This window comes from Aurantibacter crassamenti (assembly GCF_016811105.1).
GTDB lineage: Bacteria > Bacteroidota > Bacteroidia > Flavobacteriales > Flavobacteriaceae > Aurantibacter_A > Aurantibacter_A crassamenti.
In genome coordinates, this window is record NZ_JAFBGM010000001.1 from 1,472,248 (window position 1) to 1,487,125 (window position 14,878).

A 14,878-nucleotide genomic window follows, 5' to 3' on the forward strand; every position below is an offset into this window, starting at 1 on the left:
GTAGCATTCTTAAAATTAACTATATATAGAACTGCAAAATAGCGGATGGAGTCGTGGTACTCTATAAACACAACCTCGCATTTTTGTAAAGAAAAAGTATATCATTTTAAGTGTGTTATAATTAGTCAACCTTAAAAATTAAATTATGAGAAAGAGTGTATTAGTAGTACTTGCAATTGGGGCTATATGTCTACAAAGTTGTACCAAAGATTTTTGGAAACATCATGGACACGGTCACGGTCATGACGACGACGATATTATTAGAGTTGTTGTTGATGAAGGATTAGAAGACGAAGGTCCAAATATCATTATGTCACCAAATAAGTTAGTCATTAGTTTTGATCCATCTTTAAGCGACCCTGAACGTCAAGCAATACGCGAAGAATTTTCTGTTACCGTAACAGAGAGTTGTAATTGTGGTGATACCAATATTGAGCGCTGGACCATTGATACTGATGTGCTTGAAATTGAAAGAGCCGTAAGTAGGTTAAGAGGTAGTTCTGGTGGAAATGATGTGGAAGGTGATCAAGATTTTGAAATTGTTTTACCACGAGTATTAGGGACTTTCGCCACAGCAAACGACTTTGATCCAAACGAACAGGAGGGAATAGTCAATTTTGTGCCCGGTGCAAATGATGTGAATATTGCGGTAATTGATACAGGCCTTGATTATTTGAATTATGATTTTGGTACTGATTTGTTATACGGAGTACCAAATTCAGTTTGTTTTGATACTTTTTCAGGATGGAATTTTACTGAAGGAACGGATAATGTTTTGGATCAGCATGGGCATGGTACTTATGTTACCAAGTTAACGATGTCCGTTTTGGAAGACGCGGGGGTCGGATATAATATTTTACCACTAAAGGCTTTTAATGGTAGTGGAGAAGGCTCGTTATTTAATGTAATCTGTGCCCTAGGGTATGTGCGTGACATACAAGATAAAGGGGGTGATATTAATATTGTAAACGCTAGTTTTGGTGGTGCCATGTTACAAGAAGACATTGAAAATCATGTTGTTTTGAATCAAATTTTAGAGGATTTGAAGAATAAAAATGTTTTAGTTGTTGCTTCGGCTGGGAATAAAGGAATAGATAATGATGCAGGTACAATGGGGCATTTTATTTCAGGTAATTCTGCGGACAATATATTCGCAGTTGGTGGTTATGATGATACTAGTGGAACCATAGAAGTATCGTCAGAATCAAATTATGGTAATAAAAGTATTGACGTAGCTGTTCCTTTTGGAGGCTATGGGATAGAACTTATAAATGCCTCAAACGAAATTGTACAGGCCACATTAAACGGAACTTCGTATGGTGCAGCATATATTAGTGGTTTTGCAGGTAATTATTCTATAATGCGTGGACCTGTAGGCGTAGAACTAAAGAATGAAATCTTAGATGATGGCAACTTCACGGATATTGAACCTGGTTTAGATGGAAAAATTAAGGACAACAAAGCAATTATTGTAAATTAATTGCTTTCATACAAAGTATTAAGCCTGTGCAAATTGCATGGGCTTTTTACGTTTATTATATTTAACATATGAAGAACTTAATGCTGTGTTTTTTATTTATATCAACTGTTTGTTATGGCCAACATGACGAGTTATTAAGCATTATTGATTCGGATGCTGAAATTGATGTGATACAGCAAAAAATAGATTCGTTTTTCATTGTGCATCAAGCAAGTATGACAAAAAGTGTTTTGGCAGACTGCTACCATGATTTAGGTAGTAAATGGTACTATTCAATTTGGCACGAAAATGGGAAGATTGAGAATATTCAGAATGCTATTGAAGTTACTGAAAAGGCATCCGCCTTAAAAAAGAACTTAGATAGTTTAGACTACGATTCCCTAAAGAAGACGTTGTATAATCTAGGGTATTTTAATTCAGTAAATGGTAATATTTTTGAGGCTATTGACGCTTATACTGATTTGATTGATTTAGGGAATGATGAGAGAAGAACACAAAATGCAAGACGTGAACTTGGAAGGTGTTATCGATTAATTGGAGATTTTCATAAATCTATTGAGAATTTTCAAAAGGTTTCCGATTTTTATAAAAATGATTCACATAATAGCTATAAGTATATTGATGCCAATATAGATTTAGCCGGCACCTATGAAAAAATGGGTTATGAAGAATATTCAGTTGAAATAAAAACTCAAGTTGAAAAGGTAGATGCTTTGTTTAAAATTCAAGCGGTTGATAGCGATATTTACCAACAACTTCAGACAATGCAAATTGAAGGGAATCGGTTGCTGAGTATAGGCAATTACAATCAAGCAATTCAATACCATTCAAAAATGCTTGGTGAACATTTAGAGCTGTCATCATATGATTTAGCACGAGTTTTCAATAGTATTGCATTTTCTCAAATGAAGCTTGAGAATTTCGATTTAGCCAAAGAAAACCTACTTAAAGCTATTGAACTTGATACAACCTATAGCGATCCATATGAAAACTTAGGTGATTGGCATCTGGCCCAAAATGAATATGAAAAGGGCCTTTATTTTTATCAAAAGGCAATAGTATTGGCGTCTAGCAAGAAAAAGGAAATCTTGTATGACGAACTACTCACAAAAAGTGAATTAGAACTTGCTTCGAATAAAGTCTCACTTTTAAATCATATTGTAACAAAAGCAAATGGTTGGATGCAATACTATGAGCATGATGATAATAGAGACCATCTCGAACATGCCTTAAAAACTTTTAATCTTGCGGATCAATTGGTTGATATTATTCGTTCAGAGAGTTCCGAAGAACAGTCTAAATTATTTTGGCGTGAAAAAGGGTCTTCATTATATATGAAGGCTGTTGAAGCATGTTATCATTTGAAAAAGCCAGAGCGAGCATATTACTTTATGGAACGTAATAAGGCGCTACTATTATTAGAAAATGTAACCAACGAACAAGCTAAAGAAATTGCAAGCCTACCAGATTCTATAGCCAAACAAGAATATGAATTGAAGAGGGCTATTTTTTTGGCTGAGAATGAACTACAAAATAGTGAATTGGCTGAGGAAAAGAAAACTGAGATGAAAGATGAAATTTATAAAAGCAAAAGACGGTTCGAACAATTTTCAGATTCGATGATAGCGAATTTTCCAAATTACGCGAATCTTAAAAAAAACGTAGAAATACTATCACATCAATCTTTTAAAAAAAAATTTATTTCTAAAGATGAGGTAGTCTTACAATTTATTTTAAACGACGAAAAAGGATATGGACTTTTAAGTTCTGATACCCAAACTGTTTTTTATGAGTTAGAAAATGTCGAAAATTTAAATGAGAGAATAATAGAATTGTATGGGCAATTAACCGATTTGGTTTCTAGTCGAGAGAAAATTAAAAAATTTAATACAAACTCTAATTTTGTATTTAATAAGTTAATTCCCGATAAGGTTTATCAACAAATAAAAGGGAAAAAATTAACCGTAGTTAGTGACTATATTTTGCAGCAACTACCTTTAGAAACTATGGTTACCGATATTGATACAAGTCATTATTTAATTGAAGATACTGATATTCGATATGCATATTCCATTTCCTATTTACAAGCTAAAAATCAAATAAGTGGGCAGGCGAAAAATGAAATGCTGGGTGTAGCCCCTGTTAGTTTTGCCGCATTACAATTGCCAGATTTAACTTTTAGTGGAGAAGAAATTACGGAGGCTGAAAAAATATTTGAGGGCCGGTCATTATTAAGAGATGAAGCCACTAAACGACAACTCTTAGATAATTTAAATGATTATCGCATTATTCATCTTTCTACCCACGCCGATATTAGTGAAAAGCAAAACCACTGGATAGCTCTGAATGATGAAAAACTTTATTTAAATGAAATATATGCAAATAAAAATCAGGCTGAGATGGTGGTTTTAAGTGCCTGTAATACTTCTTTAGGTGAGCTTAAAAAAGGAGAGGGGGTTATGAGTCTCGCTAGAGGATTTTTTCACTCTGGAGCAAAAAGTGTGGTCTCATCACTTTGGACAACCAATGACAAGGCCAGTAAAGATATTATGACTGCCTTTTATAAAGAATTGGATAAAGGCTTAACAAAATCAGCTGCGCTTAGAAATGCTAAAGTTGCTTATATAAACAAATATAGAGGTACGAATATTTCGCCGGCCTATTGGGGTGCATTAATTGTTATTGGTGATAATTCACCCATTCAAAATGTGGGTCTCTTAAATGGTAATTTAAAATGGGTGATTATAGTCCTTCTTATAGTAGCTGCAGTATTTGTGTTTGTTAGAAAACGAAATGTCTAGTACATCTATTTACTATACTTAGTCAATTCAGATTTACTCTCTAAGTTTCCATTTTTCTTATAAGTTTCACTCTTTATCATTCCAACACCTTCGGCCAACCAAGTCTTTGTTTGAAATTCGAAATTTGCACCCATTGCTTTTGAAGTGCTATTTTCTGAAAGAACATAACAATCAAAAGTACCTGCAGATGTAGTTACACTTTCTTTTTTCTCAACTTTTCGATTCGTTTGACTTACAGAAACATTCATATTGATGCCAGCCATACTCATGGCAACAGTAACATTTGCGTCTGGTAATTCTTGCCCAACAGACAAATCGTTAGGTAATTCTATATCAGTACCTGTAATATCCATTTCTAGGCCCATTTCGGTGTATTGTTTCATCATCTGTGAAGGGAAAAGTGATTTGTAATCTACTTTGACCAATCCGTTTTCACAGCTAAAAGAATAATTGGTTTCAAATAATTCTTTTCCTTTTTTGTCTTTTAGGTTTAGGTTGAAGGTCGCGACGGTAGCCGATCCGTCAGAATGAACATCACTAATAGTATAGTTTATTGTGCCATCAATTTTTCCTTTTTTATCCGTATTCGTGTATTCAAATGAGCTACCTTCTTTAAGTGGATAGAATTTACTACAACTGTCTTGGGCAAAAGTTGTTCCTATGAATAATATGGTTAGTAAGAAAGTTAGTGCAAAATTTTTCATGTTATTGTGTTTTTTATAGTTTAATAAATTCGACGCGTCGGTTTTGTGCCTTGCCATCTGTAGATGAGTTGTCTCCTACAGGTTCTGTTTCTCCTTTCCCATCAGTTGAAAGTCTTTCGGAAGATACATTATAAACAGAAACTAATGCATTTTTTACAGCTTCGGCTCTTTTTTCGGATAGCTGCATATTTTTACCATTATCGCCATCGGAGTCTGTGTGACCGATAATCTTTAATTTTAGTGAGCTATCTTGTTGAAGCACCTGGTAAATTTGACGAATTATACCCATAGATTGTGGTTGAATATTAGCTGAACCACTATCAAATAAAATACCATTTGTTGAAATTTTCCCATCCGAAAGTAATTTTCTACGTAAATCTACACCGCCTTTTGCAATTTTTATATTTCCAATAAGTATAGATTCTTTTTCGGTGTCGGTGCCACGAAGTTTGAATTTAATACCCTGCATTTGTTTATTAGAGGGTAATAAGCGTGGCACATCTATAAATTTGTTTTCATTTATCCACAATCTAAATCGTTCTTTATTAACTGCTACAGAGATATGATGTTTTTCTTTAACAATATTTCGAATATCCGCGTTTACATCGTTTCGAATAATCCTTTTCGAATCAATGTTATTTTCGACAACTACACCACGAGCAATAAATTGACAAAAAGAATATTCAACCATTCCAAAATTTGCACCTTTTTTAAAAGTATTGTTATCACTTACTACAATGCCAATATAGGATTGTGACGAAGTTTTATTGTCTATGCCAGTTGCAATAACATCAAACTCAAAAGTGAATTCTTCTGGTAAATTTGTTACATCAGGAATATATGCGGAGTTATACCCTGGTAGTATTTTTAGCCATTTGTTGGGTTGTCCGTCAACGGTTACCAATTCACCACTACCATTGGTATTCCAACGGGCCGGGAAATCACCAATAAAGTCATCAGAGAAATCATCAACAAAAATTGGAGTGTCACCGGGCACAAAGTCAAACTTACTATAAACTTTTATGGTCTGAGGAGTGTTTTCTTTTTTTTCTACTGAAGAAGTAGAATTGTTCTGGTCATTTTCAGAATTCGTATCTACTTGTGTAGGATTCTCACTTTCTTTTGGAATAGGCTGTTTCTTGTTTTTTTTACCTTCTCCTGATTCAAAAATACTATCTAAAGCTTGATCAGTTTTTTCTGAAGTTTCTTGTTCTACTCTGCGTTCAACAGTTCTTTCAGCTGCTCTTTCAGCAGCTTTTCCTAATTTTTTTAAAAATTGTGCTTCACCAGTTTGGCAAAAGAACAGAAAGCCAATAATTGGTAATAATTGTTTTAATAGTATGCTATGTTTTTTCATTTCAAACGGGGTTTAGTAAATAAGTAATGACATATTATTCTTGAATTAAAGAGTAATCGCTACAATACTTTAATGATAAAAACCATAAAAGGTTAACATCAAAACTAATTGAACCCAGCTTTTAATTATAAAATTATGTATTTATTGGACCTGAAAATTGTCTATTTGGTAGTAGATATTGTATAAATGGTAAAAAAGCACTTTTTCTTACATGTAAGAATGTTGCCCTAATGATTCAGTTTAAGTTCAAGTTGTTCTGGAAGTAATCTGAAACTTTTTCTGTGATATTTTGTGATGCCAAATTCACGAATAGCTGCGCGATGTTCTTTAGTTGGGTACCCTTTATTCTGTTTCCAATTATACATGGGATATTCTAAATGTATTTTTTCCATGTATGCATCACGGTAGGTTTTTGCTAAAACTGATGCGGCAGCAATATTCATATATTTTGCATCACCTTTAATAATACATGCGTGCGGAATTTCTTTGTAGGGTTTGAATCTGTTTCCGTCAACAACAATGAATTTTGTTTTTGTTTTGAATTGATCAATTGATTTATGCATTGCTAAAATAGATGCATTCAGAATATTTATGGTATCAATTTCTACGGGATAAACATGAGCTACAGCGAATTCAATTGCTAAGGATTCAAGCAGTGGGCGTAATTGATTTCTTTTGTTTTCAGAAAGTTGTTTTGAATCGTTGAGTATTTCATTTAAAAAATCTTCAGGAAGCTTTATTGCCGCAGCGGTTACGGGACCAGCAAGACAACCACGGCCTGCTTCATCCGTACCTGCTTCATCAAAGAATTTAAAATAGTTTTTAAGCATGTGTAATTAAGAGCACTTTAAATTCTTGCTAATAGGGTATTCCAAACTTCATCATTAATTTGGATGCCGTCTTTCATATTCTGTTCTCTTCTTTTTCTCGTCTGACTACCTGGGTATTCTATGGTGCCCCCTTCTTTTACTGGCGCAACACTTGTAACATGATTAATGATTTCATCAACCAATTCTTTGTGTCTATTGTCACTATTCATTTGTTTTGCATCAAAACAAATAAACACTTGAGAAAGACCGTATTCTGCTTCCATTTCGCCAATTTTTGCGGTTGACTTTCCAGATGATAATAAGGTTACTAATAAATCAACTAATATTGAAAGTCCAGAGCCTTTCCAATATCCTGTTGGTAATAGTCTTTTAGAATCTAGAATAGCTTTCGGATTTGTGGTAAGTTCACCTTCAGCAGTATATCCTCCTGTAAACGGCAGGTCTTTGCCGTCCATTTCAAGTTGCTGCATTTTGCCATATGAGAATTGAGAAAGAGACATATCAAGAACAATATGACCTTCTTCTTGGGGCACAGCTACAATTAAAGGGTTGTTGCCTGTATTAGCTTCCTTAGCTCCCCATGATGGCATATTTGGCATAGTATTCGTAAAACAAAGGGCAATACATCCTGCCTCTGCAGCCTGCCAGCCATAGGTTCCACCACGCATCCAATGACTTCCATTTCGTAATGCTACGCACCCAATTCCAGATTCTTTTGCAAGTTCAATTGCGCGTTTCATACTGAAATCTGCATTCAATGGTCCAGCACCTAGTTTTCCGTTCCATCTTTCAAAACTTCCCAATGCTAGTTCTCTTTCTGGTTCTACTCCCAATTGAACATATCCATCAGTAATCGTGTTTATAAAAACCTCAAAACGATTTACACCATGTGACAGGTATCCATCGGCAGTAGAATCAGCAAATATCTTTGCGCAAAGTTCAGCTTCGGTTTTAGTAAATCCTGTATCAGTAAGTATCTGTTCAAAAACTTCTATCAATTTGTTATAGGTAACAAGAGCCATTATGTTTTATTTTAATAGTGAAACCATTTTCAATCATGTCAAAAAAATGATAATTAAATGGTTGAACGAGCCGCGAATTTAACGAGACTATTATTTTATTATAAGGTTAGCATTGCTTTAACGACACCAGTTTCAGGTTTTAACCAAGAATCAAAATTCTCAATCATTTCTTCAAAAGGAACCTCATGTGTGACATAAGCATCTGTTGGAAATGCACCGCTTTCAAGAACTTCTTTTACTTTGAGCATGTCTTCCATGGTTGCATTTCTGCTACACATTAAAGTGGTTTCTTTACTATGTATAAAAGGATGATTAAAAGTAAGTTCGCCTTTGTGGTGGCCAACAAGCACATACTTGCCACCGTGCGCCATATAATTCACTCCAGATTCTAATGCCTTTTTATTGCCGGTTGCATCAATCACTACGGTTGGTAGTTCATTGTTATTACACGCAAGTAATGTTTCTAACGGATTATCAATTGCATTTACTAAGTGTTCAACGCCAAATGCTTCTTTAGCAAATTCTAAGCGCTGATTATTTACATCCATGGCGATGACATTTGCACCAGCAACTTGCGCTAGTTTTATGATGCCAAAACCAATTGGGCCACAGCCGATAACTAAAACTGATTCGCCTTTTTTTATCTCTGCTCTTCTAAGACTATGTGCGCCTATGGCTAAAGGTTCAACTATTGCAATTTCTTTGTCTGTTAATGTGCCTGCAGCTATTAGAATGTCAGTTGGTAGACTAATAATTTCTTGCATTCCGCCGTCAGTATGAACTCCTAAAACAGCTATATCTGTACAGCAATTGGTTTTTCCATTTCTACAAGCAACACATGTACCACAACTTAAATATGGCATAATGATAACATGGTCTCCAGTTTTTAAGCCTTGCTCGTTTTCGTCAATCTCTATAATTTCAGCCGCCAATTCGTGTCCTAATATTCTAGGGTATGTGAAAAATGATTGGTTACCTTGAAAGGCATGCAGGTCTGTTCCGCAAATGCCAACCTTTGTAATTTTTAGTAAAGCCTCACCCGCTTTGCGAACCGGAACGTTTGTTTCTTCTAATAAAAATGTACCAGGTTCTTTGCAAACAATATATTTCATGTATTCTATCTGTTTTGGAGATTAAAGATAATGCTCTTATATACTCAAATATAAGGGTGATTATTTCGAGAAGACTAAATTATAGGTTTATGGTAAAAGTCACAAGATAAGTTTAAAACAAAACAGATTTGATGTTGAATGATATTTAATTAATAGTGATTTGTAATTGTTTGCTATGTAAATGAGGGGTTATCTTTGGTCTTTGTTAATGTTAATTTATGTTAGTGCATGGTGATTATGTAATTACAGAATAAGATTAATAGTATCTTAATTATTTAGTTATTAAACTTTCACACCGCATTAACATCAAAAAAATTAACTTTGTTCTCTAGAGAGCATTTCGAAATTTATGTTTTGAAAGTATTTGTGCTGTTGAATGAAAACCTGTTTGAAAATCAGGTCGAGTCTAATTTCCTCCAACTGAGGATTCATTTATATTAATGAGATATTTCTTATTCTTTATTTCCTTTTTTTTCGGAGTTTCTCTTTTCGCGCAAGAAGGTCCACGTCCGCCGAGAAAAGAAAAAGATTCAACACAACTAGAAAGAAGAGACCGACCAACATCAGCTGCTGCAGATGAGAAAGAAGAAATAGAAATTTCTATTAAGGATTATAAGATTATTTCCCACGCGCGTGACACAACTTTTCTTGATACCACGCTGACTATTCAAAAGGAGTATAAATACAACTATTTAAGAAAAGATCTCTTTGAGTTGATGCCTTTTGCAAATATAGGGCAACCCTATAATAAGTTAGGGGTAGACTTTGAACGTACAAATATGTTTCCGCAGATAGGAGCAAAGGGTAGGCATTATAATTATTTTGAAACTGAAGATATTACTTATTATAATGTGCCAACTCCAGTGTCAGATTTGTTTTTTAAAACAACACTAGAACAAGGTCAATTGCTTGATGCGCTTTTAACGTTCAATACCTCACCTCGATTGAATTTTTCAATAGCTTACAAAGGATTTCGGTCGTTAGGTAAGTATCAATACAATCAAGCACAGTCTGGTAATTTTAGAACGACCTTTAATTATGAAACCAAAAATAGGAGATACAGTTTAAGAGGGCATGTTGTTGCACAAGATATTGAAGCAGAAGAAAACGGTGGTATTAACAGCAAGGTTGAGCAGTTTGAGTCTGGTAATACAGAGTTTTCTGATCGCAAGCGAATTGATATACTATTTGCAGATGTGAGTAATAAAATATTAGGTAAAAGATATTATTGGGATCATCAATATAAGCTAGTAAGAAAAACAAAAGATTCGAGTAGAACTGAGAAAACTTCCTTGGCTTTAGGGCATGTCTTTAATTATGAAACACGCTATTATCAATTTGATGATGCTGTTCAAAATGAATATTTTGGTTCTGCTTTCTTAGAGGCGATTAGTGATAGGGCAAGGCTGAAGACAATGAATAATGAATTCAATGTAAAATTTAGTAATGCAACACTAGGCATGTTAGAAGGTAGTCTATCCTTATATAACTATAATTATTACTTTAATAGTAAGTTGATTACAGAAGATCAAGTTATACAGAATCAGTTGAAAGGAGAAGAGGTTATTTTGGGTGCTAAGTACAGAAACCAAATCGGTGGTTTTAAATTGAATGCAGAAGTCAAGTATACACTTTCCGGTCAATTGACCAATAATATAATGAAGGCAACTGCGCAATATCAATTAAATGAAAACAACAAGATAAAAGCAACAGTACATGCTTCTGCAAGAATGCCTGATTTTAACTTCTTGTTATATCAGAGTGAGTACGCAAATTATAATTGGCAGAATACAGAGGTTTTTGAAAATGAGAAAATCAATGGTATTCAATTAGATTTAGAATCTACATTCTTCGGTAATCTTTCAATTGATTACAGTACCGTTGATAATTATTCGTATTTCGGAGTGGATCAAAATGAAATAGAAGAGGGGTTTGAGCAATCAGCCATAAAACCTTTTCAAGAGAATAATGTGCTCAATCATACAAAGGTTAAATACAGTAAAGAATTTAGATTGGGTGGGTTTGCCTTAAACAATACAGTAATGTATCAGAATGTCTCACAAGCAAATCAAGTTTTAAACTTGCCACAATTAGTAACGAGAAACACACTGTATTTCTCTTCTAATGTTTTTAAGAAGGCGATGTATTTACAAACAGGTATTACTTTAAAATATTTCACGGCCTATACTATGGATTCATACAATCCTGTGCTTGGTGAGTTTTATATTCAGAACAATGAGAAGTTAGGTGATTTCCCTATGTTAGACTTTTTTATAAATGCAAGAGTACAGCAGACACGAATTTACCTTAAGGCCGAACATTTCAATTCAAGTTTTGGTGAAACCAATAAATTTTATGCTGCGCCCAACTATCCATATCGAGATTTTGTAATCCGTTTTGGTGTTGTTTGGAATTTCTTTTCATAAATATTTCTTCTGTACTAGCGTTTTTCTACTCCCAAATAACACCTTCATTATAATTAGTTTGAGGTTTTTTTTCTGAATGATTGTTTAAGGCAAGAAAAAGAAGGGTGATTTGAATAAGATTAGTAGGTTGTTTTGTAATGATTGAGTTTGCTGTTATAAGATTGAAATCGCCTTATGAAAAGGCATAAAAGCTGCTGGGTGAATATTATTTAAAATTTATTGATTTGTAATGATCTGGATCGCAGTTAATTGAATTTTATTTTTAAAAAAAATGAGAATACTTGTTTGATAACTGAAAAAGGGTGTTACATTTGCACCCCGCAAGCGAGATAGGTAGCTATCGAGAATGTGGAAAAGGGGTAAAAAAACGTTCATAAAAATACTGTTAAATTGGCTTAATAATGGAGGATAAATATTTTTCAAAATAAAGTTTGGCAGTTTAAAAAACAGTTTTATATTTGCACCCGCTTTGAGACAAACGTGTCGAGGCAAATTTCAAGAAGTTCATTCACATATTGTAGAGACAACTTAATTTTTATATAGTAATATAAGGTTAGGTTAAGAGATAAAAAGTAATTCTAAAAATTCAATTTTTAGGATAAGAATTAGATCGAGAAACAGGGCTGGGAGAATTAATCAGAAGTCGGAGCTTTAACATATTTAAGAATCGACAATGAAGAGTTTGATCCTGGCTCAGGATGAACGCTAGCGGCAGGCCTAACACATGCAAGTCGAGGGGCAGCGGGAGTAGCTTGCTACTTGCCGGCGACCGGCGCACGGGTGCGCAACGCGTATAGAATCTACCCTTTACTGAGGGATAGCCCAGAGAAATTTGGATTAACACCTCATAGTATGTTTTTATGGCATCATAGAAATATTAAAGGTTACGGTAAAGGATGACTATGCGTCCCATTAGCTAGATGGTAAGGTAACGGCTTACCATGGCTACGATGGGTAGGGGCCCTGAGAGGGGGATCCCCCACACTGGTACTGAGACACGGACCAGACTCCTACGGGAGGCAGCAGTGAGGAATATTGGACAATGGGCGAGAGCCTGATCCAGCCATGCCGCGTGCGGGAAGAAGGCCCTATGGGTCGTAAACCGCTTTTATACGAGAAGAAACCCATTTACGTGTAGATGGCTGACGGTATCGTAAGAATAAGGACCGGCTAACTCCGTGCCAGCAGCCGCGGTAATACGGAGGGTCCGAGCGTTATCCGGAATTATTGGGTTTAAAGGGTCCGTAGGCGGGCCATTAAGTCAGGGGTGAAATACTACGGCTCAACCGTGGAACTGCCTTTGATACTGATGGTCTTGAATAATAGTGAAGTTGCCGGAATATGTAGTGTAGCGGTGAAATGCATAGATATTACATAGAACACCGATTGCGAAGGCAGGTGACTAACTATTTATTGACGCTGATGGACGAAAGCGTGGGTAGCGAACGGGATTAGATACCCCGGTAGTCCACGCCGTAAACGATGGATACTAGCTGTCCGGATCCTTGAGATCTGGGCGGCCAAGCGAAAGTGATAAGTATCCCACCTGGGGAGTACGTTCGCAAGAATGAAACTCAAAGGAATTGACGGGGGCCCGCACAAGCGGTGGAGCATGTGGTTTAATTCGATGATACGCGAGGAACCTTACCAGGGCTTAAATGCATTTTGACAGGTCTAGAGATAGATTTTCCTTCGGGCAATTTGCAAGGTGCTGCATGGTTGTCGTCAGCTCGTGCCGTGAGGTGTCAGGTTAAGTCCTATAACGAGCGCAACCCCTGCCGTTAGTTGCCAGCATGTAATGATGGGGACTCTAGCGGGACTGCCGGTGCAAACCGTGAGGAAGGTGGGGACGACGTCAAATCATCACGGCCCTTACGTCCTGGGCCACACACGTGCTACAATGGCCGGTACAGCGGGAAGCCATGCGGTAACGCAGAGCGGATCCACAAAACCGGTCACAGTTCGGATCGGGGTCTGCAACTCGACCCCGTGAAGCTGGAATCGCTAGTAATCGGATATCAGCCATGATCCGGTGAATACGTTCCCGGGCCTTGTACACACCGCCCGTCAAGCCATGGAAGCTGGGAGTGCCTGAAGTCCGTCGCCGCAAGGAGCGGCCTAGGGCAAGATCGGTAACTAGGGCTAAGTCGTAACAAGGTAGCCGTACCGGAAGGTGCGGCTGGAACACCTCCTTTCTAGAGCATTGTTTTACCATCCGGTAAGACATAGACCTGACTTTTGAAAGTCTAACAGTCCTGTTCTTTCGATTTATATTAAACTTTTATCTGTATGTCTCTATAATCATAATATAAAGGAACGGTGTGCTTTATAGTGCATCCGGGACAGTCCCGTAGCTCAGCTGGTTAGAGCGCTACACTGATAATGTAGAGGTCGGCAGTTCGAGTCTGCCCGGGACTACAATTTTCAAATTGTTAGTTCATTGGTTTGAGTTTAGATTTGAAAAACGTTCATTGAGAATAAAAGTATTGGAAATTCTAGAAGTTGTGATCTGTCAACTATAAACTGGCAACTGCCAACTTATAGAAAATGGGGGATTAGCTCAGCTGGCTAGAGCGCCTGCCTTGCACGCAGGAGGTCATCGGTTCGACTCCGATATTCTCCACCAGGCAATGCCTGGAGATATTTATTTATCTCCATCGTATTGCATAGAGAAGTCACTAATTTAAATATTAGTGGTGACTCACCACAACGTTCATTGACATATTGGGACAGAATATATAAATCATTTAGGTGATTAATATTATTTTGAAAAAAGAAACACGAATTTTTTAAGTAAGAAGTACGAATTAGAATATAAAAGGTCTGGCGACAAGCTGGAAAAGGGCGTATGGGGAATGCCTAGGCTCTCAGAGGCGATGAAGGACGCGATAAGCTGCGAAAAGCTGCGGGGATCGGCACACACGATATGATCCGCAGGTATCCGAATGGGGCAACCCACTATGTTGAAGACATAGTACCCGCCGTAAGGCGGGAGCAAACCCGGTGAACTGAAACATCTAAGTAGCCGGAGGAGGAGAAAACAAAAGTGATTCCGGGAGTAGCGGCGAGCGAAACTGGATTAGTCCAAACCGATTTTGTTTCGGCAAAATCGGGGTTGTAGGACCACAATATCGTGTGCATAATGA

8 protein-coding genes, 2 tRNA genes and 2 rRNA genes (1 of these 12 cut by a window edge) are annotated in these 14,878 nt (G+C 36.4%); 7 read left to right on the plus strand and 5 right to left on the minus strand.

What is annotated here, in order from left to right; translation table 11 throughout:
• Positions 1-145 precede the first annotated feature (145 nt).
• Both JQC67_RS06070 and JQC67_RS06075 read left to right on the plus strand, forming a co-directional pair.
• On the plus strand, positions 146-1,480 hold the full coding sequence (locus JQC67_RS06070; RefSeq protein ID WP_203251950.1) for a S8 family peptidase: 1,335 nt from the start codon (positions 146-148) through the stop codon (positions 1,478-1,480).
• A 68-nt stretch (positions 1,481-1,548) separates the two neighbouring features.
• Positions 1,549-4,281 (plus strand): CHAT domain-containing protein, encoded by a 2,733-nt coding sequence (locus JQC67_RS06075; protein ID WP_203251951.1) that lies wholly within the window; start codon positions 1,549-1,551, stop codon positions 4,279-4,281.
• A 5-nt stretch (positions 4,282-4,286) separates the two neighbouring features.
• Here the strand turns inward: JQC67_RS06075 and JQC67_RS06080 are convergent, their stop codons facing one another.
• The 5 genes from JQC67_RS06080 to JQC67_RS06100 form a co-directional block, all read right to left on the minus strand.
• Complete coding sequence (locus JQC67_RS06080) at positions 4,287-4,985, minus strand: TapB family protein (protein ID WP_203251952.1); 699 nt, start codon at positions 4,983-4,985, stop codon at positions 4,287-4,289.
• A 13-nt stretch (positions 4,986-4,998) separates the two neighbouring features.
• Positions 4,999-6,342 carry an OmpA family protein gene (locus tag JQC67_RS06085; protein ID WP_203251953.1) on the minus strand — a complete coding sequence of 448 codons (1,344 nt, stop codon included), beginning with the start codon at positions 6,340-6,342 and terminating at the stop codon, positions 4,999-5,001.
• 227 nt (positions 6,343-6,569) lie between these two features.
• On the minus strand, positions 6,570-7,172 hold the full coding sequence (locus tag JQC67_RS06090; protein ID WP_203251954.1) for a ribonuclease HII: 603 nt from the start codon (positions 7,170-7,172) through the stop codon (positions 6,570-6,572).
• A 17-nt stretch (positions 7,173-7,189) separates the two neighbouring features.
• Positions 7,190-8,194: a 3-dehydro-L-gulonate 2-dehydrogenase gene (gene yiaK / locus JQC67_RS06095; protein ID WP_203251955.1), complete on the minus strand. Its 1,005-nt coding sequence runs from the start codon at positions 8,192-8,194 to the stop codon at positions 7,190-7,192.
• A 98-nt stretch (positions 8,195-8,292) separates the two neighbouring features.
• Positions 8,293-9,306: a zinc-binding alcohol dehydrogenase family protein gene (locus JQC67_RS06100; RefSeq protein WP_203251956.1), complete on the minus strand. Its 1,014-nt coding sequence runs from the start codon at positions 9,304-9,306 to the stop codon at positions 8,293-8,295.
• A gap of 440 nt (positions 9,307-9,746) precedes the next feature.
• On the opposite strand from JQC67_RS06100, the gene JQC67_RS06105 reads away from it, so the two are divergent.
• The 5 genes from JQC67_RS06105 to JQC67_RS06125 all read left to right on the plus strand — a co-directional run.
• The gene (locus tag JQC67_RS06105) at positions 9,747-11,732 is read left to right on the plus strand and encodes a putative porin (protein ID WP_203251957.1); all 1,986 of its coding nucleotides are present in this window, start codon (positions 9,747-9,749) and stop codon (positions 11,730-11,732) included.
• Between the two features lie 670 nt (positions 11,733-12,402).
• Positions 12,403-13,927 (plus strand): 16S ribosomal RNA (locus JQC67_RS06110).
• Between the two features lie 149 nt (positions 13,928-14,076).
• Positions 14,077-14,150 (plus strand) — tRNA-Ile (locus JQC67_RS06115).
• 131 nt (positions 14,151-14,281) lie between these two features.
• A tRNA-Ala gene (locus JQC67_RS06120) sits at positions 14,282-14,358 on the plus strand.
• 200 nt (positions 14,359-14,558) lie between these two features.
• Positions 14,559-14,878, plus strand: a 23S ribosomal RNA gene (locus JQC67_RS06125) (it continues 2,520 nt past the right edge of the window).
• The 16S and 23S rRNA genes sit together here with 2 tRNA genes alongside, the layout of an rRNA operon.